Below are 23,713 nucleotides of genomic sequence, written 5' to 3' on the forward strand. Positions count from 1 at the left end.
ATTCAGGCGGTCCGCGGCTTATTCTTGGGATGTGTCATTTACCAAAGCGCGCGCACTAAGGGCGCGGCGAATGCGTTTGCGCCGGGACATCTCGACATTGATCAGCGCCCCCAGCATCACGGAAAAGCCGCCCAGATAGAACCACATCAACAGCGCAACGACCGCACCAATCGAGCCGTAAATCCGGTTATAGCTGTTGAAACTGCCCAGATAGGCAGAAAACCCGTAAGAGGCCGCCGCCCATAACAGCGCGGCAATCAGCGAACCGAAGGTGAAGATCGGCGTGCGCGGATGCGCGACATTGGGGCCATAGCGGTACAATATGCCGATGGCGATCAGCACGATCAGGAACATGGCCGCAAATGGCACCATCGAGTTCAGCCAGTTTTGCAACGGTCCGACGGTCAGGAAATTGATCGCCAGCGGGCCAATGACGATGGTGCTCAGGCCCAGCAATACCACGCCCACCAGCGCCAAAGTCAGCAGATAGGCCAGCACAAAGCTAAAGATGGTGGAATGAGAGCGCACGCCATGCGCGGCATTCAGGCCACGCACCAGCGCCTCGACCCCTGCCCTTGCGGCGATGGTGGCCACCAGAAAGGAAATAGCCGTGGTCCATCCCAGCTGGGTGCGACCGCTGGCAATCAGCGCCTCGACCTGAGCATGCAAGATCTCGGCCGCGCCTGCGGGAATGAATTCGTCGCCCAGATGGGTATATTGCTCGATAAGCTGCGGATCATACCACAGGCCCCAAAGCGAAAAGATCGCCGTCAGGCCGGGAAAAACCGCAAACATCGCATAGAAGGCCACACCTGCTGCGATCAGGCTCATGTGGATCTTGTCCATGCGTTCAAAGAGCGAAAGGATAAATGACCACAGATCGCGCATCAGACCATCCTTGTAACCCAAAGGGGAAAGTCGCGGCCTTGGCGCCCGGACCCAAGATCAGGTTTTCGCGAAAAGAAGCGCCCGGCAAGGGGGGATGGCATCACGAGCCAGAGCCGCCATAGCGCAGCCACACCGCTTTTTCGCCCAGTTTGGCAACAAATGCGGCATGGGCTTCGGCCTCGGCCGGGCTTAGGCGTGGGGGCAAGGGGTTTGGCCGTGGCGCGCGGGGCACGTTGGCTGAATGTTGCGAGGACGAGCCGTCAGCGGCCAGGCTGCCCGCGGATTCCAGCACCAGCCCCGGCTGGCGACCGCCCAGCAATGCCAGATAGACCTCGGCCAGCAACTCGCTGTCCAGCAGCGCGCCATGCAGGGTGCGGTTCGAGTTGTCGATGCGGTAGCGTCGGCACAAAGCATCCAGCGAGTTCTGCGCGCCGGGAAATTTGCGTCGGGCCAGCTCTAGCGTGTCGGTCGCGCGGCTGTTGGGCAGGCCGGGACGCCCCAGCTTTTTCAGCTCGGCATTCAAGAACTTCATGTCGAAGCTGGCGTTGTGGATGACCAGCTGGCCATCATCGCCAATGAAATCCTCGAAATCCTGAGCAATTTCCGCGAATTTCGGTTTGTCTTTCAAAAAGTCGTCGCCCAACCCGTGAACGTCAAAGGCCTCTTTCGGCATCATGCGTTCGGGATTGATATAGACGTGAAAAGTGCGCCCGGTCGGCAGGTGGTTGTGCAGCTCGATCGCGCCGATTTCGACGATGCGATCGCCGGTGTCGGGGTCAAAGCCGGTGGTCTCGGTATCAAGGACGATTTCACGCATGGGGCTGTCTTTCCATGATTGCAGCACAGATGTCCATGATCGCGGCCCTGGCACCCTCAAGGGTCTGGGACGGAATGATCCAATCCGCGCGGGCGCGCTTCTGGGCATCAGGCATTTGGCGCGACAGAATGAAATCCAGCGTGTCCTGGGTCATTCCGCTGCGCGTCAGCACACGGGCCTGTTGCAGATCTGCGGGGGCCGAGACGACGGCCACGCCATCCATTTGCTGATCCGCACCGCCTTCGAACAGCAGCGGGATGTCAAACACCAGGATCGGGGCCGTCGGGTGAGAGGCAATGAACGACGCGCGGTCAGCCCAAACCAGCGGATGCACAAGCGCCTCAAGCCGCGCAAGCGCTGAGGGATTGCTGGCCAGTTCGGCTTTCAGCGCATTGCGATCGATGCTGCCATCTGCCGCCAAAGCCGCGGGAAAAGCCGCAGCGACTGGCTGAACCGCCGCGCCAGACGGGGCGTAAAGCTGATGGACCGCCAGATCGGCATCCCAGACCGGATGCCCGAGATCGCGAAACATCTGGGCCGCCGTCGACTTGCCCATGCCGATGCTGCCGGTCAGGCCCAGCTTGAAGCTCATCCCAGGACGGCCCGGCGCAGATCTTCGTCGACTTCGGGCTTTTGGCCGAACCACCGCTCGAAACCGGGGGCGGCCTGGTGCAAAAGCATGCCAAGACCGTCAACCGTGCGGCAACCGCGCTCGCGCGCTTCCAGCAAAAACGGGGTATCAAGCGGCGTATAGACCAGATCGGTAGCAAGCGCGCTGCTGGGCAGGGCATCCAGCGGAACCCGCAACGCGGCTTTCCCATCCATCCCAAGCGAGGTGGCATTGACCGCCGTGCCCACGCCTTCCAGCATATTGCCGGCTTCGGCCCAGTCGTAAACCACGACGCGGGCACCAAATTCGGCGCGGATCTGTTCGGCACGCAGGCGGGTGCGGTTGGCAATGCGCAGCTCTTGCACGCCCGCATCCAGCAGCGAGGCAACCACGGCGCGCGCAGCCCCCCCGGCCCCGATCACGGCAGCTGTGCCCGCCTCGGGGCGCCAGTCGGGCGCGTTCTGGCGAAGGTTGGCGATAAAGCCGTATCCGTCGGTGTTATCGGCATGGATCTTGCCATCAGGGCGAAAGATCAGCGTATTGGCGGCCCCGATCAGGGCGGCGCGGTCGGTGACGACATCAGCCAGCGCCAGCACTGCCTCTTTATGAGGAAGCGTGACGTTCACCCCGACGAAACCGGCCTTGGGCAGGGTCCGCAGAACCTCGGCCAGATGCTCGGCGCGGACAGGCAAAGGCACATAATGCCCTTTTATTCCATAGCGTTGCAGCCAATGCCCGTGCAGTCGAGGCGAGCGGGAATGGGCAATGGGCCAGCCGATGACGCCAGCAAGGGGGATTTGGTTAAGTTCGGTGTTTACGTTTTCAGACATGGCAGCCGCAGCAGCATTTCATTGAATGACTTGAGTGGAAGAACGCCCCAAGGGGCGGCGGATTAGCCGCTTATGGCTTCGGGCAAGCCGCCCTCGGCCAAAAGATCGGTCAGTGTCAGCGATTCAATCAACAGTAAGTAAGACCAGAAAACCTGCCCGAACATTTTACGCAGCCGACAAGCGGCCTCGTCCGGGCAATCCTCGCAGCGTTGATAAGAGCGCCGCGAAAGGCAAGGCAGCGGCGCAATGGGTCCATCGACCTGACGCAGCAACTCCCCGATGGAAATATCGTCGGGCTTTTTGATCAGCACATATCCACCCGAGCGGCCGCGCTTAGATCCGACATAGCCAGCATTGCGCAGCTCTAGCATGATATGCTCGAGAAAACGCTTAGGAGCCCCCGAGCGCTGCGCGATTTCTTCGATCGTCAGGGCATGTCCGCCAGCAGCGGTTTCATCAGCCAGCTCGATCAGGGCCTTGATGGCATATTTCGTTTTCTGTGAGATCATAATCGATGCTTAAACAGGCATGTGTTTTGTTGCAACGAATACAAGATAATCTCTCCTGATTTGGGCGGGATTGTGGTGCTTTTGCCAGAGCATCCGCCGAATGCGAGAAAAATCGCCTAGGCTGCATCACAGGTACTCGCCATGACGATATGCATTTGTCACAAATGGTCTGCATCTCTCGTAGCGTGACAACAGGAGCAGGCGATGAAAATAGCGGTTCTGGGCGGAGATGGATTTGTTGGCTGGCCCACAGCCCTGCATTTGTCGGATCTTGGCCACGAGATCCACATTATCGACAATCTTTCACGGCGCTGGATCGACACCGAATTGGGCGTTCAATCACTGACGCCGATGGATTCCATCCAAGAGCGCTGCCGGATCTGGCATCAGGAAACCGGGCGGCGCATCCATTTTCATCTGCTTAATCTGGCGACGGAATATGAGCGCGTTAAGGCGTGGCTGGGCGAGCATCGCCCCGATGTCGTGATCCATTTCGCCGAACAGCGCGCCGCCCCCTATTCGATGAAAACCGACCGCCACAAGGTCTATACGGTCAGCAACAACGTCAACGCGACCCATAACCTGTTGGCAGCATTGGTAGAAACCGCGATTGATGCGCATTTGATCCACCTTGGCACGATGGGGGTCTATGGCTATTCCAGCGTGGGCGCCCCAATCCCCGAGGGCTATTTGGATGTCGAAATCGACACGCCCTTGGGCAAAAAGCCGCAACAGATCCTGTATCCGACGCGACCGGGATCGGTCTATCACATGACCAAATCACTGGATCAGATCCTGTTTCAATATTACGCGCAAAACGATGGGCTGCGGATCACGGATCTGCATCAGGGCATTGTCTGGGGCACCCATACCGACCAGACGCGTCGCCACGAGCAATTGATCAACCGCTTTGACTATGATGGCGATTACGGCACCGTCTTGAATCGCTTTCTGATCCAAGCGGCGATCGGTTATCCGTTGACTGTGCACGGCTCGGGCGGACAAACGCGCGCCTTCATTCACATTCAGGATTCCGTGCGCTGTTTGGCTTTGGCCATAACAGATCCTCCGCAAGCGGGGGAAAGGGTCAAGATCTTCAACCAGATGACCGAGACCCATCGCGTCCGGGATCTGGCTGAACTGGTCGCCAAGCAAACCGGGGCCGCGCTGGCCTTTTTGCCGAACCCGCGGAAAGAGGCGGATGAGAATGAGCTGATCGTCAAGAACGAGCAGTTCCTTGCGCTTGGGTTGCAGCCCATCACCCTTGCCGAGGGATTGATGAGCGAGGTGGTCGAAGTCGCCAGAAAATACGCCCATCGCATTGACCGCAGCCGCGTTCCCGCAGTCAGCGCATGGACCAAGGATCTGGCCAGCCGGGTTGAACACGACCCCGAGGGCAAGCGACTGCGATCGGTATCGTGAGCCAGGGGATTTTCCCCCAAGGGCCGGCGCAGTCGGATCGCGCTTACGTCACGCTGGCCACCAATGGTGAATATGCCATCGGGGCCGCGGCATTGCTGCGCTCGCTCCGGCGCAGTGGCACCTTGGCCGATCTGGTGGTAATGTATACCGACATTGCCCCATCGGCCTTGCAGGGCTTGCGTGATCTGGGGGCACGGCTGGTCAGGGTGGCGCTTTTGCCAACCTCTGACGCCTTCAACGCGGCGCATGCCCGTGACGCGCTTCACGCGCGCGCGGCCTTTACCAAAGGGGACAAGCCGCCCTTTCATACGCCGCTGGATAATTTTGCCAAATTGCGGCTTTGGCAGCTGGATTATGACCGCGTGGTCTTTATCGATGCCGATGCGATCGTGCTGCAAAACGTTGATCGGCTGTTTGAATATCCCGAATTCAGCGCCGCGCCCAATGTCTATGAAAGCCTTGCCGATTTTCACAGGCTGAACTCGGGTGTGTTCACGGCGCGCCCCTCGATGGCGACATTTCGCGATATGCTGGCGCAGCTTGATCGCCCCGGCGCCTTTTGGCGGCGCACCGATCAAACCTTTCTGGAGCATTATTTCCCGAACTGGCACGGCCTGCCGGTTTTTGACAATATGCTGCAATATGTCTGGCTGAACTTGCCGGAATTATGGCGCTGGCAGGATATTCGCATCCTGCATTTCCAATACGAAAAGCCGTGGCACGACCATGCCAAGTCAGCTGCGCTGCGGGTGCTGATTGATTTGTGGCGCGCACATGCTGGCGATGGTCCGGTCCCAAATCCGGCCAAGCTTGCGCCGCCAATGGCTGGAAAAGCACCGACATGAGGATTGCGATCACAGGCGGGCGTGGCCTTGTCGGGCGCTGGATCGTGGCTGCGGCGCAGGAGGCGGGCCACCAGATCATCCGCCTTGACCGGCCCGATTTTGAACTTGGACAGCGGCCCGATCTAAGGGGCTGTGATGCATTGATCCACGCCGCATTTCAGCATGAGGCGGGGCGCTATCGCGGTGGCGAAGGGGGCGATCCCGAAGGCTTCAGGCGCGCCAATCTGGATGGCTCTTTGGCGCTTTTCCGGGCGGCACGTGACAGCGGGGTTGGGCGGGTGCTGTTTCTGTCCAGCCGCGCGGTGCATGATGGTCATTCTTCTGCAAGTCTGCTTGCTGATGACCTGCCCCCGCGACCAACCACCCTTTATGGCGAGGTGAAAGCCCAGGCCGAGGCGGCTTTGTCTGACATGGCCAGCCAGGATTTTCGCACGGCCAGCCTGCGGCCCACCGGGGTCTTTGGCCCGGGACAGCCGCAAAAATGGGCGGGGCTGATCCGCGATTTTCTGGCCGGGCAGCCGGTCTTGCCGCGCGTCGCGACCGAGGTCCACGGCGCGGATCTGGCGCAGGCCGCCTTGCTGGTGCTGGGCGATCAGGCGATGGGGGGCAGTTATAATGTCAGCGATCTGGTGCTGGACCGCCACGAGCTGCTGGCGGGGGTTGCGGCCTTGATGGGCAGCCCGCATCGCCCCCCCATGCGCGCAGATGCTCGCGACCTTAGCATCGCCGATTGCGCGCGCTTGGCGGCCTTGGGCTGGCGCCCTCAAGGGCTGGTCCTGCTGCATCAGGATCTGGCGCAAATCATCGCAGAAAGTACCGATCCGGCCCGCAGCTGACGCGCGCCCCTTGCGCGGTTTCCGGCATGATCTTGCCGAAGCCGAGGTCATAGATTGTCCTGAGGCGCCCCACACGGCAAAGTTCCGGCACATCCGAAAGCGGGCAGATCATATATGCGGTTCTTTTTCCTTCTCAGCGCGCTTTGGTTTGCGCTTATGGCGGGGTTTTTCTTTGCCTTCAGTGCCGTCGTCATGCCGGGGCTGGCCATCATGCCCAAGGAAACGGGCATGTTGGCGATGCAGTCGATCAATGGCGCTGTCAGCAATGTCTATTTCGCACTGGGTTTTTGGGTCGCGGCGGCGTTTGCGGCTTTGGGGCTGGTCATCAGCCTGTTCATGCGGCCAGCCGGCTGGTTCTGGACGCTTTCTGCCTGCGCGATTTATTTGGTGGGCGCGTTTCTAACCACGGTTTGGGGCGCGGTCCCGGCAAACCGCGGCCTAAGCGATCTGTCGGCCAGCTCGCCCGCAGGCTTTGCGGCTTGGGCCAGTTATCAGCCCCATTGGGTGCTGTTGAATGATATCCGCACTGCAGCGGCGTTTCTGGCGGCTTTCGTGATGCTGCTGCCCGTGGTGTGGGGACGACAGCGCCGCTAGACGGCCCGCCTGTGGCAGCTTATGTCATTGCCATGAGCCTTGATTACACCGACCTTGCCGCCCGCATTCGCAGCCTGACGCATGACGAGACCGATGAGGTCGCGCTGATGGCCACATTGGCCTGCGAGATCCACCATGCCGATGATCGCTTCAACTGGACAGGATTTTACCGGGTTACTGGCCCGGAATTGCTGAAAATTGGCCCCTATCAAGGCGGCCATGGCTGTCTTGTCATTCCGTTTTCACGCGGGGTTTGTGGGGCGGCTGCACGCACGGGTCAGGTCCAGCTTGTGCCTGATGTCGATGCTTTTCCCGGCCATATCGCCTGCGCCTCTAGCACGCGATCCGAGCTGGTCTTGCCGGTTTTCGGCGCGAATGGCCGCCTGATTGGCGTCTTTGACATCGACAGCGACCTGCCGGACGCCTTCACCACCGAGGATGCCAAAGAGCTGGCGGCGATCCTGAACGCAACATTCGGCGCGCTTTAAGCAGCCTTGCCCCCTGCGCGCCGCAGGCGAGGGGCGCGTGGCGGGACGGTGCAGCCAATGTCACGGCTGGCGATCCTGCTCTGGTCTCGATCCAAGGATCGCGCTAATGGCGACAGATGGGACTAAGCGCAAAGCCATAAGGAACGCATGATGATCTGGGATACGATCGCCAATATCCCCCTGCTGGATATCCTCGGCTTCATGGCCGGAGCGCTGGTCCTTAATCTGGTACCGGGGCCGGATGTTCTTTTTGCCAGCGCCTGTGGCATTCAAAGTGGCCCAAAGGCGGGTGCCCTTGCCGGGATCGGGGTTGGCATCGGGGTGCTGTTCCATCTGTTCCTGGCCACGATCGGGCTGGGTGCAGTGGTTGCGGCCCATCCTAATGCATTGAATGCAATCAAATATATTGGCGCGGCCTATCTGCTGTATCTGGCTTGGAAAAGCTGGAACGAGGGTGAGATTTCGACCTCGGCCCGTGCCGCCTCGCGCCCGTGGAACATCGTTCGGCGCGGCATGCTCTCGAACCTGCTTAACCCCAAGCCCGTGTTGTTCTTGGTGGCGTTCTTGCCGCAATTCACCAATGTCAGCTATGGCCCGATCTGGCAGCAGATCCTTGGGCTGGGGCTGATGTTCGTCGTCAGCGGCACCCTTGTCACCATTGGCTATGGGGTTATCGCGGGCTGTTTTGGCGAGGTTATCGGCAAGCGGTCGAGCATCGTCAACAAGGTCGCGGCAGTGATGTTTGCCGGTCTGGCCGTCCGTCTGGTGGCAAAATGACCGCACCATATCTCTATGCCCCGCCGATGGATGCGCCCAAGATCATCCATGCCGATCACGAGATCCTGGTCGTTGACAAACAGGCCGGACTGCTTTCGGTGCCGGGCAAGGATGCGGATCGGCAGGATTGCCTGATCAACCGTCTGCGCGGCATCTATCCCGAGGTTTTATTGGTCCATCGGCTTGATCAGGACACTTCTGGTGTCATGATTTTCGCTTTGACCGCCCATGCGCAGCGCCATTTGGGCCTGCAATTCGAGAAGCGATATACCAAGAAAACCTATATCGCCCGTGTCTATGGGCGCTTGCAGCCCGCGACGGGCCGGGTGGATCTGCCGTTGATCGTGGACTGGCCAAACCGCCCCCGCCAGATGGTCGATCACGAAAACGGCCGCCCGGCACAGACCGATTGGCGGGTGATCAAGGCCGGGGATGATGAAACGCGGGTGCGCCTGTCGCCAATCACCGGGCGCAGCCACCAGCTGCGTGTTCACATGCTGTCGCTTGGCCATCCGATCCTTGGCGACCCGCTCTATGCCGAAGGGGCCGCGCAGGACTTTCCCCGGCTGATGCTGCATGCCGAAAGCTTGCGCATTCGGCACCCAGATGGCGGCGTGTCCCAAAGCTTTAACGCGCCAGTGCCGTTTTAAGCGGCGGCGGGCGCGCGCCTAGAGGTTAAAGACGCGCGTGGGTTGGACTTCGCCGCCCATATAATTGCCGATGCAAAGCGGGCGCCCCTCGCGGCTGACCCACACTTCGCTGCCATATTCGGCATGGCCCAGAACCTGTCCGGGATTGCCGTTCAGAATGCGAACCTGACCGATTTCGGTGGCTTGCAGCTGCGGCAGGTCCACAAGTGCCGCGGAAAGCGGCAAAAGCATGGCCTCGATCTCGGCTTGATTGGCGCGGTCGATGCGGTCAAAGGCAATGCCCTCGGCGGCGTCAAACGGGCCAGACCAGATGCGGCGAAGGCACAAAACATGGCCCAGACAGCCCAAAGCGCGGCCAAGATCACGCGCAATGGCGCGCACATAGCCGCCCTTGCCACAGGTCATGCGCAGATCGGCCTGCCCCTCGCGGACGTCAAGCAGCTCCAGCTCTTCGACCCAAAGCGGGCGGGCGGCCAGATCGACCTCTTCTCCTTCGCGGGCCAGATCATAGGCGCGCGCGCCATCGACCTTGACCGCCGAAACCCGCGGCGGGACCTGCATGATATCGCCGATAAAGGCAGGCAAAGCCGCACTGATCTGATCGCGGCTCGGGCGGTTCTCCGAGGTTTTCACGATGTCACCCGAGGCGTCATCAGAGGTGGTCTCGGCCCCCCAGATCACGGTGAATTCGTAGCATTTCAAGGCCTCGGTCAGGTAAGGCACGGTCTTGGTGGCCTCGCCCAAAGCCACGGCCAGAACGCCGGTCGCATCGGGATCCAATGTTCCGGCATGGCCTGCTTTTTTGGCATCCAGCGCCCAACGCACCTTGCTGACCACATCGGTCGACCCGACGCCGGCGGGCTTGTCGATGATCAACCAGCCCGAAATATCGCGACCCTTTTTGCGTGCCATTAGTCTTTTTGTCCTGTCAGACCGATGATCGGTCCCATTCTGCGTCCGAAATCGGCCCGGTTCAGCGATGGGGCATAAAGCCTGCTGATCGAGCCATCAAAATAAAGCGCGTCGCGCGCGCCCAGCTCATCACGAAAAAGCCGTCCGAATTCGTGAAATGTCACAGCGCGATCCGAAATCGCAAACCATGCCGTTTGCCCGTCCGGAGACACGCCCACCCCGTTGCGGATATAGCGGCTGTCGCTATCGGCCAGAAAGCGCGGGTGCAAGGCACCGTCAATGACCAGCATCGGTCCCGATTGCGTTGCCAGACGGCATTGCGGGCGGGCTTTGGCAAAGGCGCGGCTTTCGATTACCTGAAAGGGGCGATCGCCCCCCGAGCAAAAGACACCATTGGGCAGCATGCCGAAATTGCCACGGCTGGCAGCCGTCACCAGCGGCGCGGCCTCGGCTCCTTCGGCGACGAAAAGGCCGACGGGGGTATAATCGGGGTGATACATCCCCGCATTCATCGCAAAGGCCAGGGCCTTGCCCGCAGGCAGGGTTTTGCGCACGGCGTTGAAATCGCCCAAAAGCGTGCCGTCGGGCCCGTTCAGCCACAGGTTCAGGGCGGGCTCTTGCTGTGCGTCCAGCGTGCAGATGACATAGCCTTGGCCGTCAAACTGGCGCTTTTCGCACATCTCGGCCGCCCCTGAGATCGTGGGCAGGGTCATTGCGATCAGCGCGCCCAGGGCCAGGCCAAGGCGACGCTTCAGCTCAAGCCTCATGATCTTCCGCATCGCCGTCCAGCGTATCGTCGCCCCGATCCTCATCAAGATCATCGTCCTGATTTTCGGGGGCTTCGATGTCGCGGCGTACACGTTCATCCGCAAACAGGCGGCGTGTGTCATCCATGCGGTCGAAGGTCTCGTCCAGAATAAAGCGCAGTTCGGGCGCGTATTTCAGGGTCATCGCCTTGGCAATGTGATGACGCAATTCGCGCTGATTGCGGCGCAAGGCCTTGAGCGCATCCTCGGCGTTATGGCCGCCAAGCGGCATCACATAGACTGTCGCGACCTTGAGATCTGTCGAGGCAGAGACCTCACCCACCGTAATGGAATGGCGGTTGAGATCGGGATCGTGGACCTCGGCGCGCAAAAGCACGTCCGAGAGAGTGCGGCGGATCAATTCGCCCACGCGCAGCTGTCGCTGCGTGGGACCGGATCCTGAATGAGAGCGGTTCTGTGCCATGGCTCACATCTAGGGGGTCGCGAGCCGCGCCGCAACGGGATAGAGAGGGTGCAAACGCAAGGGGACGCCATGGAAAAGCCGGGAATTGTCGTCACGGGTGCATCGGGCCGCATGGGACGGATGCTGATCAGCCAGATTCTGGCCTCGGATAAGATGAAGCTGGTTGGCGCGCTCGAGCGTCAGGGCAGCGAATGGGTCGGTCGCGATATCGGCGAAATGCTGGGCCGGCCATCAATCGGCCTGGCCGTCAGCGATGATGCGGTTGCCACGATTGCCAAGGCGCAGGCGGTGATCGATTTCACCTCACCCGAGGCAACCGTCGCCTTTGCCGAGCTGGCCGCCCAGGCGCGCGCAGTCCATGTCATTGGAACGACCGGACTTGCGCCGGAACATCTGGCCAAGATCAAGGCCGCTGCCCGTCATGCCCCGATTGTCCGCGCAGGCAATATGAGCCTGGGCGTCAATCTGCTGACCGCTTTGGCGCGCAAGGTTGCCTCTGCCTTGGACGAGGATTGGGACATTGAGGTGGTCGAGGCTCATCACCGCTATAAGGTCGATGCGCCCTCGGGCACGGCATTGATGCTGGGTGAAGCCGCAGCACAGGGGCGGGGCGCGACGCTGGAAGAGCTGCGCACACCGGCCCGCGAAGGCATTACTGGCGCGCGGACCCGCGGCACCATCGGCTTTTCCGCCATCCGCGGTGGCGACGTTGTGGGCGAGCATGATCTGATTTTTGCCGCAGATGGTGAAAGGATCGTGCTGCGCCATTTGGCCACTGACCGCACGATCTTTGCGCGCGGTGCGCTGAAGGCTGCGCTATGGGGGCAGGACAAAGGCCCGGGCGAATATGACATGATGGATGTGCTGGGGCTGTAGCTGCCAGCAAAGCCACCTGGCCCAAGGCAAGCTCTGAAATGAAAAGCGCCCCCTTTCTGCTGAAGGGGGCGCTTTTCATCTCGGGGCAGTCACGTCGGTTCAGTCTTAGTTGAAAGCAAAGCTTTTGGGCGTGGCATTATACCAATCCACGATTGCTTTGCGCTCGGCCGGTTCCATGAACGAGACGTTGGCGGGCGGCATCGCATTGGTCACGCCTGCTTGAATATAGATCTCGCGCGCGGCGCGGGTGATGTCGTCAGGGGTCTCCAGCAAGACGCCTTTGGGGGCGGTGTGGATCCCGTCATAGGAAGGCTCGCGCGCGTGGCACATCGAGCAACGGCCCATGACCGCGGCCGAGGCATCGTCCCAGCCGGGGGTGTCAATCATTGCCTGCTGGGTGGTCGTCAGAGGGCGTGCCTCTGACTGTTCCACGGTTTCACGCAGCATCGGCGCGGTCGAAAGCCACATCACGATCACAAACAGGATCGCCGTGACACCCCAGCACCACCACAGATTCCCCTTGCCCGCATGCATCGAGTTGAAGAAGTGGCGGATGGTCACACCCATCAGGAAGACCAGCGAGGCGATCAGCCAGTTGAACTCCGAGGCGAAGGCCAGCGGATAGTGGTTCGACAGCATCAAGAAGATGACCGGCAGCGTCAGATAGTTGTTATGGGTCGAGCGCAGCTTGGCGATCTTGCCATATTTCGGATCCGCAGGACGGCCCGCCTTGAGATCAGCCACCACGATGCGCTGGTTCGGCATAATGATGAAGAACACGTTGGCCGTCATGATCGTTGCGGTGAAAGCACCCAGATGCAGCATGACTGCGCGGCCGGTAAAGACTTGGTTATAGGCCCAGCCCATCGCGACCAGCAGGCCAAAGAGCAAGATCATCAGCAGGGTCGGACGCTCTCCCAAAGGCGATTTGCATAGGTTGGTATAGACCAGCCAGCCAATCGACAGCGAACCGCCGGAAATCAGGATTGCCTGCCAGGGTGCCAGATCCAGCTTGGCGGGGTCGATCAGGAACAGCTCGGAACCCACCCAATAGGTGACCATCAGAAGCGCAGCCCCCGAGATCCAGGTCATGTAGCTTTCCCATTTGAACCAGATCAGGTGATCCGGCATCCGCTCGGGTGCGACAAGGTATTTCTGAATATGGTAAAAACCGCCGCCATGGACCTGCCATTCCTCGCCATGAGCGCCAACAGGCAGGCCCGGAACTTTGCGCAAACCAAGGTCAAGCGCGACAAAATAAAAGGACGAGCCAATCCAGCAGATGGCGGTGACGACATGGGTCCAGCGGATGGCAAAGGCCAGCCAGTCCCAGATAATGGCAAAATCGCTCATGTGAGATCTCTCCGAATTTGGGAAGATCCTAAAGCAAGGCAGGATTCGTTAATATATACCCGGGCGCCAGTTCTATCTTAAACTCTCATTGAAAATCCGCGCGAGTTTCCCCGCGCGGATTGAAAGTCCGGGTCCGGACGAAAGCCTTGGCCTATCGGCGCCCCGGCTTAGCCTTCGGGGAAGAAGACAAAGCGGAAAACGAACAGCGCAGCAATCAGCCAGGTTGCGGGGTGAACCTCGCGGGCGCGGCCGGTGCAAAGCTTGATCACCGCAAAGCTGATAAAGCCAAAGGCAAGACCGTTCGCGATCGAATAGGTAAAGGGCATCATGATCGCCGTCAGCACGGCCGGGGCGGATTCGGTGATGTCATCCCATTGCACATCCGAAAACTCGCGCATCATCAGGCCAGCCACGAACAACAGCGCGGGCGCGGTTGCATGGGCGGGAACCGAACCGGCCAGCGGGGCAAAGAACATCGCAAGCAAGAACAGCACCGCAACCGTCAGTGCTGTCAGACCGGTGCGCCCACCCGCTGCAACGCCCGAGGCGCTTTCCACATAGGCCGTCGTCGACGAGGTGCCGATCAGCGAGCCCGCGACGATTGCGGTCGAATCCGCCATCAACGCACGGCCCAGTTCGGGGTTGTCATGGGCCGGGCCGTCCTTCAACAGGCCCGCGCGTTTGGCCACACCCACCAGCGTACCGGTGGCATCAAAGACCTCGACCAGCACCATCACCAGGATGACGTGGAAGATGCCCGCCGCTAGGGCGCCGCCAATATCAAGCTGGAAGAAGGTCGGCATGATCGAGGGCGGCATCGAGAAGATCCCGCCAAAGCTGCTGATGCCAAACAGGATCGAAACCACGGTGATCACAAGAATCCCGATCAGGATCGCGCCCCGTACCTTCATCGCCTCAAGCGCGACGATCAGGAAAAGGCCCAGAATGGTCAGGACTGCGGGCGCTGCGGTCATATTGCCCAGACCGACCAAAGTGGCCGGGTTGTCGACGACGATCCCCGAGGTTTTCAGGGCGATCAGACCTAGGAACATGCCGATACCGGCTGCGACGGCGCTGCGCATCGAATGCGGAATGCCCTCGACCAGCCAGCGGCGGATGCCGGTGACGGACAAGATCAGAAAGATCACGCCCGAAATGAAAACCGCACCCAATGCCTGCTGCCAGGTAAAGCCCATGGCACCGACGACGGTGAAGGCAAAGAATGCGTTCAGCCCCATGCCGGGCGCCATGCCGATGGGCCAGTTGGCCCAAAGAGCCATAACCGCCGAGCCGATTGCCGCAGCGAGACAGGTCGCCACAAAAACCGCGCTTTTATCCATCCCCGTCGATGCCAGAATGTCTGGGTTGACGAAGATGATGTAGGCCATAGTCAGAAAGGTGGTGATCCCCGCGATCACTTCTGTCCTGACATTGGTCCCCTTTTCTGTAAGTTTGAAGAGGCGTTCCATCCCTGCTCCTGCTGGCTCATTGTGATCACGTCACAAGTTTGTCATGTAGACGGATATGCTACTACCTAAGTTCCAGGCAGATTTTCATATTTGTCTAAAAACACTTTAGTCTGAGGCAAGTATGACTCTTCTTGTGACGATTTTTGACGCAGATTCCCGCCTGACCGCCGGTCTGGCGCGCGTTTTCGCCTCAGCGTTGCATCCGGGCGACACATTGGCGCTGCGTGGACCCGTCGGCGCAGGAAAAACCCATTTTGCCCGCGCCTTTATTCGCGCACGCCAGGGCGAATATGCTGAAGACGTGCCCAGCCCGACTTTTACCTTGGTCCAGACCTACGACGATCCGATGGGTTCCGAGATCTGGCACGCCGATCTGTATCGGCTGGGCGATATCGGCGAATTGGTCGAGCTAGGCTTGGATGATGCCATGGCCGAGGCGATCACGCTGATCGAATGGCCCGAAAAGGGCGGCGATCTGCCCGGTGCTTTGACGATTTCGATCGAACCCGACCCCGCCGATCCGGATTTGCGCCAGATTACATTGACGGGTGATCCCGTGCGCTGGGGCCATGTCGAGCGTCTGGCACAAATCGCACGCCTGCTGCGGCGCGCCAATTGGGACGAGGCCCGGATCACGCCCTTGGCGGGCGATGCCTCAAGCCGTCGTTACCTGCGATTGGTTCATGAGGCGGACCACCAGCCCGGCTCAGCGGTCTTGATGGATGCCTCGCCGGGGTCCTGCGGGCCCTATGTGGCCATGACCCAATGGCTGCGCGCGCGCGATTTTCACGCCCCCGAAATCTATGCCACGGATGAGCGTGACGGCCTGTTGCTGCTAGAGGATCTGGGCGATGCGCTGGTTGCGCGCGTATTAAGTGATCAGCCGTCGCTTGCGCCGCAGATCTATCGCCAGATGACCCAGCTTTTGGCCGCGCTGCACGATCATAGCCCGCCCGATTATCTGCTGCGCCTTGATGGGGCCGAGCTGTCCTCGCAGGTGGGGCTCTTTGCCGAATGGTATCCGGCAGCCGTCGGGGCCGATGGCCTTGGCCAGGACATTGCCAAGATTATCCGCATGCTTCACGTGAAACTATGCGAGGATGTGCAACCTGTGCTTGGGTTGCGAGACTTCCACGCGGAGAATCTGGTCTGGCAAAAGGGGGCGCCATTGGGGCTGTTGGACTTTCAGGATGCTGTGATCACCCATCCGGCCTATGATCTTGTCTCGGGGCTGCAAGATGCGCGCCGCGATATTTCCCCCCAGATCGAAGAGGCCGAACTGGCCTTTTACATCGCCACGACAGGCCGCGATCCGGAACGCTTTCGCGCCGCCTATGCGCTTTTGGGCGCGCAGCGCAGCTTGCGGATCATGGGTATTTTCACGCGGCTGTGCATACGCGATGCCAAGCCGCGCTATCTTGAGTTCATGCCTCGGGTCTGGTGCATGATTACCCGCAATCTGGCCCATCCCGCGCTTGCCCCGCTTGCCGAGGCCCTAGAGGGTATCCCCGCACCATCGGCCCAGATTATCGAAAGGATTCGCAGCCAATGTCCGAAGCCCCACGCACATTGATGCTTTTCGCGGCCGGTAAGGGAACCCGCATGGCCCCCCTGACCGAACATACCCCAAAGCCGCTGATCAAGGTCGGGCGGCGGACGCTGCTGGACCGCGCGCTTGATCTGGCATGGGATGGCGGGGCAACGCGCATCGTCGTGAACACACATCACCTTGGCTCCAAAATCGTTCAACATCTTGCCGGCGAGCGCCATCAGGGGCGCGATATTGCCGTTTCAGACGAGGCAGAGGCCCTGTTGGAAACCGGCGGCGGGCTGAAAAAGGCCCTGCCTTTGCTGGGGGATGGCCCTGTGATCACGCTCAATCCCGATGTGGTCTGGACCGGGGCAAATCCCATCGCGGCTTTGCGTGCGGCATGGGATCCCTCCCGGATGGATGCCCTTTTGGCGCTGGTGCCGATGCGTGTGGCGCTGGGTCGGCTGGGTGGTGGCGATTTTGCGCTTGATGCCAGCTCGGGTGTGATCACACGCAAGGGGCCCTTTGTTTACGGGGGGGCCCAGATCATCAAGACCAGTCGACTGGCCGAGATTGCCGATCAGGCTTTTTCGCTGAATCGGCTGTGGGATCTGATGTTGTCTCAAAACCGCGCCTTTGGCTTGGTCCATCAGGGCTCGTGGTGTGACGTGGGTCGCCCCGATTGCATCTCGAAAGCCGAGGAACTGCTGTATGGATGATTGGCAGTCAGGGCTCTTCGCCCTGCCTTGCGGCGTAGATTTTGCCGCCGCACTGGCCGATGGGCTGATCACGCGGCTGCAGCCCCATGCCCCCGAGGCAATGGCCCAGATCACCGTCTATGTGAACTCTGGCCGGACCATGACCGCCCTGCGCGAGGCGTTTCAAGAGCGTGGCCCGGGCTTTCTGCCCCAGATGCGGCTGATCAGCGACATCGGCGGCGGCACGCTGACCGCTCGGTTGGCGCGCAGGCTAGAGCTGGGCCGATTGATTGACGCGATGCTGAAGGCGCAACCCGATCTGGCGCGCGGGCAATCCGTGCCCGAATTGGCAACATCGCTGGCCGATCTGATGGCCGAAATGCAGCTTGAAGGGCTAAGCGGCGCCGATCTGGACCGGATCGATGCCTCGGATCATGCCCAGCACTGGGCGCGCTCGCTGGCATTTCTCAAGATCGCCACCGATTATTATATGGCCGAGCCCGCACAGGACCGCGAGGCGCGCTTGCGTCAGGCCGCCCATCGCATGGCCGAAGACTGGGCCAATGGCCGCAATTTGCCCAAAGGACCGGTTGTGGTGGCTGGCTCGACCGGGTCACATGGCGCGACACGTGATTTCATGATGGCGGTTGCGCGGCTGGACAATGGCGCGGTCGTTTTGCCGGGCTATGACCCGTGGCAATCCTCATCGGTCTGGAGCAAGCTGGACAGCCGCGCCGAGGACCACCCTCAGGCCCGCCATGCCCCCTTTATCGCGGAATTCGGCGAGCCCAAGCCCTGGACCCTGGCCTTTCCGGCCCCGGATGCCGCACGTAACAGGTTGATCTCGCTTGCTCTACGCCCTGCCCCGGTGACCGATCAATGGGTCGCCGAAGGGCCAGAATTGGGGGATCTGATCGCGCCCACCAGCGGGCTGACCCTGATCGAGGCCGAACAGCCCGGACAAGAGGCCGAGGCGATTGCGCTGATCATGCGCGAGGCTGCCGAGGACGGCCGAGAGCTGACCCTGCTTTCGCCCGATCGCGGGCTTTTGCGGCGCGTCACCTCGGCTTTGGATCGTTGGAGCATCATCCCCGATGACAGCGCCGGGCGGCCTTTGTCGCTGACCTCGCCGGGGCTTTATCTGCGCCATGTCGCCTCGCTTTTCGGGCAGCCTTTGACGGTGGATGCCCTTTTGGTGCTTCTCAAGCACCCGCTGACCCATTCCGGCGCGGGCAAGGACACGCGGCGCGAGCATCAACGCCTGACCCGCGATCTGGAACTGCACCTGCGCCGCCATGGCCCTGCCTTTCCTGACAGCGACTTCATGCGCCAATGGGGCAGCAAGCACGATGCGTTGCAGCGCGACTGGGCCGAATGGCTGGCGCGCACCATGGAACGGCTTGCCCCCTTGGCCGAGGATCGCGCGCCCCGCCCCTTGGCGCAAAGGCTGGTGGAACTGGTTTTGCTGGCGGGTGAGCTGGCTGCAGGCCCGGGTGGGACGGCCGAAGCCTCTGAGCTGTGGAAAGAGCGCCCCGGCCGCGAGGCATTTGCCTTGCTCGAGCATCTTTCGGCCCATGCCCATCTGGGACATGACATGAGTCCGGGCGAATTCGCCGATTTTCTGACCCGCGAGATGAATAACCAAAACGTCCGCGAAGATGCCATTCCCAATCCGCTGATCCATTTCCGTGGACCGCGCGAAGCCCGGACCGAAAAATCGCCGCTGCTTATTCTGGCGGGTTTGAACGAGGGCGGCTGGCCGCAGGCGCTGACCCCCGATCCGTGGTTGTCGCGTCCCATGCGCCTTGCCGCAGGTCTGACCCTGCCCGAGCGGCGCATCGGGCTGGCCGCGCATGACTTTCAGCAAGCTGTTGCCGCGCCACAGGTCATTTTGACCCGCGCGCGCCGGGATGCCGAGGCCGAGACCATTCCCTCGCGCTGGCTGAACCGTCTGGTCAACCTGCTGGGCGGATTGCCCGCTCAGAATGGTAAAGAGGCGCTGGCCCAAATGCGCGGCAGGGGGCAACGCTGGTTGAATCTGGCGGCGCTTCAGGGCCCCCCGCGCAACAAACTTGCCCCGGCCGAGCGCCCCTCGCCCATCCCTCCGGCGCCGGCGCTGAATACGATGTCCGTGACCGAGGTGCGCACCCTGATCCGCGACCCCTATGCGGTTTACGCCCGGCGGGTGTTGGGACTGAACGCGCTGCCACCCCTGCGCGCCGAGCCCGATCCGGCCGAGCGTGGCACGGTTTTGCACAAGATCGTTCAGGGTTTCTTGCAGGCACGTGGAAGCGATACCTCTGCCGCCGCGCTCAAGGCGATTTTGATGCGCCAAGCCGATGAGGTCTTGGAGCGCGAGGTTCCCTGGCCATCGGCGCGGCTGTTCTGGCGGGCGCGGATTGCGGGAATTGCCGATCGTCTGGCCAAGGACGAATCCGATCGCCTGCGCGCGGGCAGCACGCCGATTGTCATTGAAAACCGGGGCAAGGCTGCCTTGCCGGATCTGGACTTCACTTTGACCGCTCAGCCTGACCGTATTGATCTTTTGCCGGATGGTCGGGCGCAGATTTATGACTATAAATCCGGCAAACCACCGACCGATAAGCAGATCGCGCATTTCGACAAGCAGCTTCCCCTTGAGGCCGCGATGACCGAGCGTGGCGCCTTTGACAAGCTGGGTCCGACCGAGGTTGCGGGGATCAGCTATATTCAGCTGGGCGGCGAGGGGCGCACCGAAAGCCGCGATTTTCCTCCGGGCTTTGCCGATCAGACCTGGGATGGCTTCACCGATCTGATCACGAAATATCTGCGCGGCGAGCGCGGCTTTACCGCGCGTCTGGCCATGGAACAATCCGGCCATGCCAGCGATTACGACCACCTTTCGCGCATGGGCGAATGGGCCCCGACCGAGGCCGCGACACCACAAAAGATTGGCGATCATGACGATGGATGAGGCAACGCTTGCGCAGGTCCGTGCGGCTGATCCGGGCCGCTCGACCTGGCTGACAGCCAATGCAGGCTCGGGCAAGACGCGGGTGCTGACCGATCGCGTCGCTCGGCTTTTGCTGGCCGGAACCGCGCCCGAGCGCATCTTGTGCCTGACCTATACCAAGGCCGCCGCGACCGAGATGCAAAACCGCCTGCTGAAGCGTCTGGGCGAATGGGCCATGCTGCCCGAGGCCGAATTGCGCGATGCGTTGACCGCATTGGGCGAGGATGGAAACCCAGACCTTCTGGCCGCGCGCCGCCTTTTTGCCCGCGCGATCGAGACGCCGGGCGGGCTGAAGGTGCAAACCATTCACAGCTTCTGTGCCGGGGTTTTGCGTCGCTTTCCCTTGGAAGCAGGCGTGCCCCATGGTTTTTCGGAACTCGACAGCCGGACCGCCTCTCTGATCCGTGCCGAGATCATCGAGGATATGGCCCGCGCCGAGGCGCCCGAGCTGCAAGACCTGCTTGCACTGCAATCAGGTGATCGCCTGGACGAGTTTTTGGCCGGGCTGAAGGGGTTCCACGCCCCCGCCGATGCCGCTGAAATCTGGCGCTTTGCCGGGCTTGAGCCGGGCTATGGCTGGAATGATCTGCGCAACGACGTGTTCATCGGTGGAAATGCCGATGTGATCACAAAAATAATGCCCCTTTTGGCGGCCAGCGGCGCCAATGACAGCAAGGCCGCTGCCAAGCTCAGCATGGGCGATTGGGCGGCGCCGGGGGTGGCGGAACTGGTGATCCTTGAGGGGGTCTTGCTGACGGGATCTTCGGCCAAAGAGCCCTTTAGCGCGAAAATCGGCAGCTTTCCGACCAAGGGGCTGCAAAATGGCGCCTGTGCGCCCTATCTGGATGATCTCAACAATCTGATGGGGCGGGTCGAGGGGGCGCGCGCGCGTCGTTTGGCCCTGTCTCATGCCGAGCGTACCTTGGCCTTGCAACGTTTCGGCCATGCCTTTCATCAGCGTTTCGAGGCAGCCAAGCGCGCCCAGGGCTGGCTGGATTTTGACGATCTGATCGCCAAGACCGCCGCGCTTTTGTCGGAAAGCTCGATGGCACAATGGGTCTTGTTCCGGCTGGACGGCGGCATCGATCATATCCTTGTCGATGAGGCGCAAGATACCTCGCCAGAGCAATGGCAGGTGATTCAGCGCCTGACCGATGAGTTCACCTCGGGACAGGGGGCGCGGCCCGATGATGTGCGCACGCTGTTCGTGGTCGGCGATCCCAAACAGTCGATCTATTCCTTTCAGGGCGCCGATATTGCCGTTTTCGAAGAGCGCCGCCACGGTTTCGCCCAGGCATTCGATGCGGTTGACCGTCCGATGCAGGTGCTGGAGCTGCGCCATTCGTTCCGTTCGTCCACCGCGATCCTTTCGGTGGTTGATGCCGTTTTCATGGGCAATGCCGCGCGGGGCCTGGGCGAGCCGCCGCGCCACATCGCCTTTCGCACAGCCCTGCCCGGCCGTGTCGATCTGTGGCCGCCCATCCCTAAGCCTGAGGTCCCCGAGCCCAACGACTGGACCGATCCTATCGACCAAGGCGTTGAAAATTCGGAAACGTCCGAGCTGGCCCGCGCGATTGCCATCGGCATTTCCCAGATGTTGGGCCAGCCGATATTTGATACCAAGACCAATCAGACCCGGCGACTGCGCGCGGGCGATGTCCTGATCTTGGTCCAGCGCCGCTCGGATCTTTTTGCCGAGATCATCGGTGCGCTCAAGGCCGCTCGCCTGCCCGTGGCCGGGGCAGACCGGCTGAAGCTGGCGGCGGAACTGGCTGTCATGGATATTCAATCGACCCTTTCGGTCATCGCCACCCCCGAAGATGATCTGGCACTGGCCGAGGCCCTGCGCTCTCCGCTTTTTGGCCTGTCCGAGGATGATCTTTATCGCTTGGCCGCGGGGCGTCAGGGCAAGGCCTATCTTTGGCAGCGTCTGCGCGAATCCGATCAGCATCGCGGCGCCTTTGACGTTTTGTTCGATCTGATGGGTCAGACCGGCTTTATGCGGCCCTATGATCTGATTTCGCGCCTGCTGATCCGGCATAATGGCCGCGAAAAGCTGATCGCGCGTCTTGGCCCCGAGGCCGAGGACGGCATCGACGAGCTGCTGTCGCAGGCCCTGCTTTACGAAGGCTCGGAAGTGCCGTCCCTGACCGGCTTTCTGGTCTGGCTTGAGGGGGATGAGGTCGAGGTCAAGCGCCAGGCGGGTTCCTCGACCGAGGATGGCGAGGGGCTGATCCGGGTGATGACGGTTCACGGCTCGAAAGGGTTGGAAAGCCCGGTCGTCATCATGCCCGATAGTGCCAAAAGGCGTGCGCCTCGCGAGGGAGCCGTGATGAAAACCCCCGATACCGCCCCGATTTGGCGCGGGCGCAAGGATGAGCGGCCCGAGCATATCGCCGCATTGGCCGATGAGCAGACCGAGCGACAGATCCTCGAGCGCAAACGCCTGCTTTATGTCGGGCTGACTCGCGCAGAAAGCTGGCTGATCGTGGCTGCCGCCGGCGAAACTGGTTTGGCCGAGGACAGCTGGCACGCCCAAGTCGCCGATGGCCTGTCGCGTTTGGGTGAGGGCTTGGTCGAAACCCAGCACCCCGCAAGTTGGGGCGGCATGATCCGGCGCTTTAGCCATGGCGAATGGCCGACTGAGGCCCCCGAAGCCACCGCCCCGGTCGAGGTTGTGATCACAGAGCCGGATTGGCTGCGTCTGCCCGCTGAATTGCGCCAACGCCCACCGCGTCCGGTTGCCGCAACCGCCCTTGGCGGTGCCAAGATCATCGGCGGTCCGACGGATATCGCGACCACCTTATCTGGCGACCCCGAGGGCGATGCACAGGCTGCGATGCTGGCGGGGACACGCCTGCATTTGCTGCTTGAACACCTGCCCGATCATGATCCCGACGAATGGGAGGCGCTGGGTCGAGATATTCTGGCGGATGCCGAGGGCGGATTGCCTGATGATGATCTTCTGGCGGAATTGCTAACCGAGGTGGCCGATGTCATCTCGGCCCCCGAACTGGGCGAGATCTTTGATCTGCCCGCGGATGCACAGGTTTTGCGCGAGGTCGCCTTGGTTGGTGATCTGCCCGGATATGGCGTGATCACAGGGGCGATCGATCGGTTGATTGTTCAGCCACAGCGCGTGCTGGCGGTGGATTTCAAATCCAACCGCGAAGTTCCGGCCAATCGCGCGGGCACCCCGCTTGGGATCTTGCGTCAGCTGGCCGCCTATCGCGTCGCCTTGGGCCAAATCTATCCAGAGCGGCAGATAGAGGTCGCCGTGCTGTGGACCAAGGCGCGGCGGATGGATGTGATTGACGATGAACTGCTTGAACATTCTCTGCTCGGCCTTGACCAGAGGCTGTTCGGCTCCTAGCTGTTGAGCGAAA

Annotated in this window: 22 protein-coding genes; 12 read left to right on the plus strand and 10 right to left on the minus strand. The window is 61.3% G+C overall.

Annotated features, from left to right (window positions below; translation table 11 throughout):
• Positions 1 to 18 precede the first annotated feature (18 nt).
• The 5 genes from RTS12_RS00265 to RTS12_RS00285 form a co-directional block, all read right to left on the minus strand.
• Positions 19 to 888: a YihY/virulence factor BrkB family protein gene (locus RTS12_RS00265; protein ID WP_312524603.1), complete on the minus strand. Its 870-nt coding sequence runs from the start codon at positions 886 to 888 to the stop codon at positions 19 to 21.
• Between the two features lie 100 nt (positions 889 to 988).
• On the minus strand, positions 989 to 1,705 hold the full coding sequence (dnaQ, locus tag RTS12_RS00270) for a DNA polymerase III subunit epsilon (RefSeq protein WP_312524604.1): 717 nt from the start codon (positions 1,703 to 1,705) through the stop codon (positions 989 to 991).
• Complete coding sequence (coaE, locus tag RTS12_RS00275) at positions 1,698 to 2,297, minus strand: dephospho-CoA kinase (RefSeq protein ID WP_312524605.1); 600 nt, start codon at positions 2,295 to 2,297, stop codon at positions 1,698 to 1,700. The genes dnaQ and coaE overlap by 8 nt, the downstream gene beginning before the upstream one ends.
• Positions 2,294 to 3,145 (minus strand): shikimate dehydrogenase, encoded by an 852-nt coding sequence (locus RTS12_RS00280; RefSeq protein ID WP_312524606.1) that lies wholly within the window; start codon positions 3,143 to 3,145, stop codon positions 2,294 to 2,296. The genes coaE and RTS12_RS00280 overlap by 4 nt, the downstream gene beginning before the upstream one ends.
• Before the next feature lie 62 nt (positions 3,146 to 3,207).
• The gene (locus tag RTS12_RS00285) at positions 3,208 to 3,654 is read right to left on the minus strand and encodes an Rrf2 family transcriptional regulator (RefSeq protein WP_312524607.1); all 447 of its coding nucleotides are present in this window, start codon (positions 3,652 to 3,654) and stop codon (positions 3,208 to 3,210) included.
• A 204-nt stretch (positions 3,655 to 3,858) separates the two neighbouring features.
• Between RTS12_RS00285 and RTS12_RS00290 the strand changes: the two genes are divergently transcribed.
• From RTS12_RS00290 to RTS12_RS00320, 7 genes are all read left to right on the plus strand, one after another.
• Positions 3,859 to 5,076 carry an NAD-dependent epimerase/dehydratase family protein gene (locus RTS12_RS00290; RefSeq protein WP_312524608.1) on the plus strand — a complete coding sequence of 406 codons (1,218 nt, stop codon included), beginning with the start codon at positions 3,859 to 3,861 and terminating at the stop codon, positions 5,074 to 5,076.
• Positions 5,073 to 5,921: a glycosyltransferase gene (locus RTS12_RS00295; RefSeq protein WP_409455647.1), complete on the plus strand. Its 849-nt coding sequence runs from the start codon at positions 5,073 to 5,075 to the stop codon at positions 5,919 to 5,921. The genes RTS12_RS00290 and RTS12_RS00295 overlap by 4 nt, the downstream gene beginning before the upstream one ends.
• On the plus strand, positions 5,918 to 6,757 hold the full coding sequence (locus RTS12_RS00300; RefSeq protein WP_312524609.1) for an NAD(P)-dependent oxidoreductase: 840 nt from the start codon (positions 5,918 to 5,920) through the stop codon (positions 6,755 to 6,757). Before RTS12_RS00295 ends, RTS12_RS00300 begins: the two co-directional genes overlap by 4 nt.
• A 114-nt stretch (positions 6,758 to 6,871) precedes the next feature.
• Positions 6,872 to 7,351, plus strand: coding sequence for an anthrone oxygenase family protein (locus RTS12_RS00305; protein ID WP_312524610.1), 480 nt, complete (start codon positions 6,872 to 6,874; stop codon positions 7,349 to 7,351).
• Between the two features lie 32 nt (positions 7,352 to 7,383).
• Complete coding sequence (locus RTS12_RS00310) at positions 7,384 to 7,839, plus strand: GAF domain-containing protein (RefSeq protein WP_312524684.1); 456 nt, start codon at positions 7,384 to 7,386, stop codon at positions 7,837 to 7,839.
• Between the two features lie 150 nt (positions 7,840 to 7,989).
• A complete protein-coding gene (locus RTS12_RS00315) occupies positions 7,990 to 8,616 on the plus strand; it encodes a LysE family translocator (RefSeq protein ID WP_312524611.1) in 627 nt (208 codons plus the stop codon).
• Positions 8,613 to 9,266 (plus strand): pseudouridine synthase, encoded by a 654-nt coding sequence (locus RTS12_RS00320; protein WP_312524612.1) that lies wholly within the window; start codon positions 8,613 to 8,615, stop codon positions 9,264 to 9,266. The genes RTS12_RS00315 and RTS12_RS00320 overlap by 4 nt, the downstream gene beginning before the upstream one ends.
• An 18-nt stretch (positions 9,267 to 9,284) precedes the next feature.
• Here the strand turns inward: RTS12_RS00320 and truB are convergent, their stop codons facing one another.
• From truB to rbfA, 3 genes are read right to left on the minus strand one after another with little or no spacing between them, the layout of a single operon-like run.
• Positions 9,285 to 10,178 carry a tRNA pseudouridine(55) synthase TruB gene (truB, locus tag RTS12_RS00325; protein WP_312524613.1) on the minus strand — a complete coding sequence of 298 codons (894 nt, stop codon included), beginning with the start codon at positions 10,176 to 10,178 and terminating at the stop codon, positions 9,285 to 9,287.
• Positions 10,178 to 10,945, minus strand: coding sequence for a phosphodiester glycosidase family protein (locus RTS12_RS00330; RefSeq protein ID WP_409455648.1), 768 nt, complete (start codon positions 10,943 to 10,945; stop codon positions 10,178 to 10,180). Before RTS12_RS00330 ends, truB begins: the two co-directional genes overlap by 1 nt.
• Complete coding sequence (gene rbfA / locus RTS12_RS00335; protein WP_312524614.1) at positions 10,935 to 11,408, minus strand: 30S ribosome-binding factor RbfA; 474 nt, start codon at positions 11,406 to 11,408, stop codon at positions 10,935 to 10,937. The genes RTS12_RS00330 and rbfA overlap by 11 nt, the downstream gene beginning before the upstream one ends.
• A 69-nt stretch (positions 11,409 to 11,477) precedes the next feature.
• Between rbfA and dapB the strand changes: the two genes are divergently transcribed.
• Positions 11,478 to 12,284 (plus strand): 4-hydroxy-tetrahydrodipicolinate reductase, encoded by an 807-nt coding sequence (gene dapB, locus RTS12_RS00340; protein WP_312524615.1) that lies wholly within the window; start codon positions 11,478 to 11,480, stop codon positions 12,282 to 12,284.
• Between the two features lie 105 nt (positions 12,285 to 12,389).
• On the opposite strand, the gene RTS12_RS00345 is transcribed toward dapB, so the two are convergent.
• Positions 12,390 to 13,637 carry a urate hydroxylase PuuD gene (locus RTS12_RS00345; RefSeq protein ID WP_312524616.1) on the minus strand — a complete coding sequence of 416 codons (1,248 nt, stop codon included), beginning with the start codon at positions 13,635 to 13,637 and terminating at the stop codon, positions 12,390 to 12,392.
• Between the two features lie 167 nt (positions 13,638 to 13,804).
• Entirely contained in the window at positions 13,805 to 15,106 is a 1,302-nt protein-coding gene (locus RTS12_RS00350) for an NCS2 family permease (RefSeq protein ID WP_312524617.1), read from the minus strand.
• A 121-nt stretch (positions 15,107 to 15,227) separates the two neighbouring features.
• Between RTS12_RS00350 and tsaE the strand changes: the two genes are divergently transcribed.
• The 4 genes from tsaE to addA are packed head-to-tail and all read left to right on the plus strand — an operon-like array spanning position 15,228 to position 23,700.
• Complete coding sequence (gene tsaE, locus RTS12_RS00355; protein ID WP_312524618.1) at positions 15,228 to 16,679, plus strand: tRNA (adenosine(37)-N6)-threonylcarbamoyltransferase complex ATPase subunit type 1 TsaE; 1,452 nt, start codon at positions 15,228 to 15,230, stop codon at positions 16,677 to 16,679.
• Complete coding sequence (locus RTS12_RS00360) at positions 16,655 to 17,356, plus strand: nucleotidyltransferase family protein (protein WP_312524619.1); 702 nt, start codon at positions 16,655 to 16,657, stop codon at positions 17,354 to 17,356. Before tsaE ends, RTS12_RS00360 begins: the two co-directional genes overlap by 25 nt.
• Positions 17,349 to 20,288 carry a double-strand break repair protein AddB gene (addB, locus tag RTS12_RS00365; protein ID WP_312524620.1) on the plus strand — a complete coding sequence of 980 codons (2,940 nt, stop codon included), beginning with the start codon at positions 17,349 to 17,351 and terminating at the stop codon, positions 20,286 to 20,288. Before RTS12_RS00360 ends, addB begins: the two co-directional genes overlap by 8 nt.
• Positions 20,275 to 23,700: a double-strand break repair helicase AddA gene (gene addA, locus RTS12_RS00370; protein WP_312524621.1), complete on the plus strand. Its 3,426-nt coding sequence runs from the start codon at positions 20,275 to 20,277 to the stop codon at positions 23,698 to 23,700. Before addB ends, addA begins: the two co-directional genes overlap by 14 nt.
• Positions 23,701 to 23,713 lie beyond the last annotated feature (13 nt).

The sequence above is a fragment of the Paracoccus sp. (in: a-proteobacteria) genome (genome assembly GCF_032007265.1).
Classification (GTDB): Bacteria; Pseudomonadota; Alphaproteobacteria; order Rhodobacterales; family Rhodobacteraceae; genus Paracoccus.

Bases quoted from the DNA above. Each gene is read 5' to 3' on its own strand.
- RTS12_RS00285 (WP_312524607.1), bottom strand. From the start codon at position 3,654: ATGATCTCACAGAAAACGAAATATGCCATCAAGGCCCTGATCGAGCTG.
- RTS12_RS00300 (WP_312524609.1), top strand. From the start codon at position 5,918: ATGAGGATTGCGATCACAGGCGGGCGTGGCCTTGTCGGGCGCTGGATC.
- addB (WP_312524620.1), top strand. From the start codon at position 17,349: ATGGATGATTGGCAGTCAGGGCTCTTCGCCCTGCCTTGCGGCGTAGAT.
- RTS12_RS00315 (WP_312524611.1), top strand. From the start codon at position 7,990: ATGATCTGGGATACGATCGCCAATATCCCCCTGCTGGATATCCTCGGC.
- RTS12_RS00310 (WP_312524684.1), top strand. From the start codon at position 7,384: ATGAGCCTTGATTACACCGACCTTGCCGCCCGCATTCGCAGCCTGACG.
- RTS12_RS00330 (WP_409455648.1), bottom strand. From the start codon at position 10,945: ATGAGGCTTGAGCTGAAGCGTCGCCTTGGCCTGGCCCTGGGCGCGCTG.
- dapB (WP_312524615.1), top strand. From the start codon at position 11,478: ATGGAAAAGCCGGGAATTGTCGTCACGGGTGCATCGGGCCGCATGGGA.
- addA (WP_312524621.1), top strand. From the start codon at position 20,275: ATGACGATGGATGAGGCAACGCTTGCGCAGGTCCGTGCGGCTGATCCG.
- truB (WP_312524613.1), bottom strand. From the start codon at position 10,178: ATGGCACGCAAAAAGGGTCGCGATATTTCGGGCTGGTTGATCATCGAC.
- RTS12_RS00350 (WP_312524617.1), bottom strand. From the start codon at position 15,106: ATGGAACGCCTCTTCAAACTTACAGAAAAGGGGACCAATGTCAGGACA.
- RTS12_RS00345 (WP_312524616.1), bottom strand. From the start codon at position 13,637: ATGAGCGATTTTGCCATTATCTGGGACTGGCTGGCCTTTGCCATCCGC.
- RTS12_RS00360 (WP_312524619.1), top strand. From the start codon at position 16,655: ATGTCCGAAGCCCCACGCACATTGATGCTTTTCGCGGCCGGTAAGGGA.
- coaE (WP_312524605.1), bottom strand. From the start codon at position 2,297: ATGAGCTTCAAGCTGGGCCTGACCGGCAGCATCGGCATGGGCAAGTCG.
- dnaQ (WP_312524604.1), bottom strand. From the start codon at position 1,705: ATGCGTGAAATCGTCCTTGATACCGAGACCACCGGCTTTGACCCCGAC.
- RTS12_RS00320 (WP_312524612.1), top strand. From the start codon at position 8,613: ATGACCGCACCATATCTCTATGCCCCGCCGATGGATGCGCCCAAGATC.
- RTS12_RS00305 (WP_312524610.1), top strand. From the start codon at position 6,872: ATGCGGTTCTTTTTCCTTCTCAGCGCGCTTTGGTTTGCGCTTATGGCG.
- RTS12_RS00280 (WP_312524606.1), bottom strand. From the start codon at position 3,145: ATGTCTGAAAACGTAAACACCGAACTTAACCAAATCCCCCTTGCTGGC.
- RTS12_RS00290 (WP_312524608.1), top strand. From the start codon at position 3,859: ATGAAAATAGCGGTTCTGGGCGGAGATGGATTTGTTGGCTGGCCCACA.
- tsaE (WP_312524618.1), top strand. From the start codon at position 15,228: ATGACTCTTCTTGTGACGATTTTTGACGCAGATTCCCGCCTGACCGCC.
- RTS12_RS00265 (WP_312524603.1), bottom strand. From the start codon at position 888: ATGCGCGATCTGTGGTCATTTATCCTTTCGCTCTTTGAACGCATGGAC.
- rbfA (WP_312524614.1), bottom strand. From the start codon at position 11,408: ATGGCACAGAACCGCTCTCATTCAGGATCCGGTCCCACGCAGCGACAG.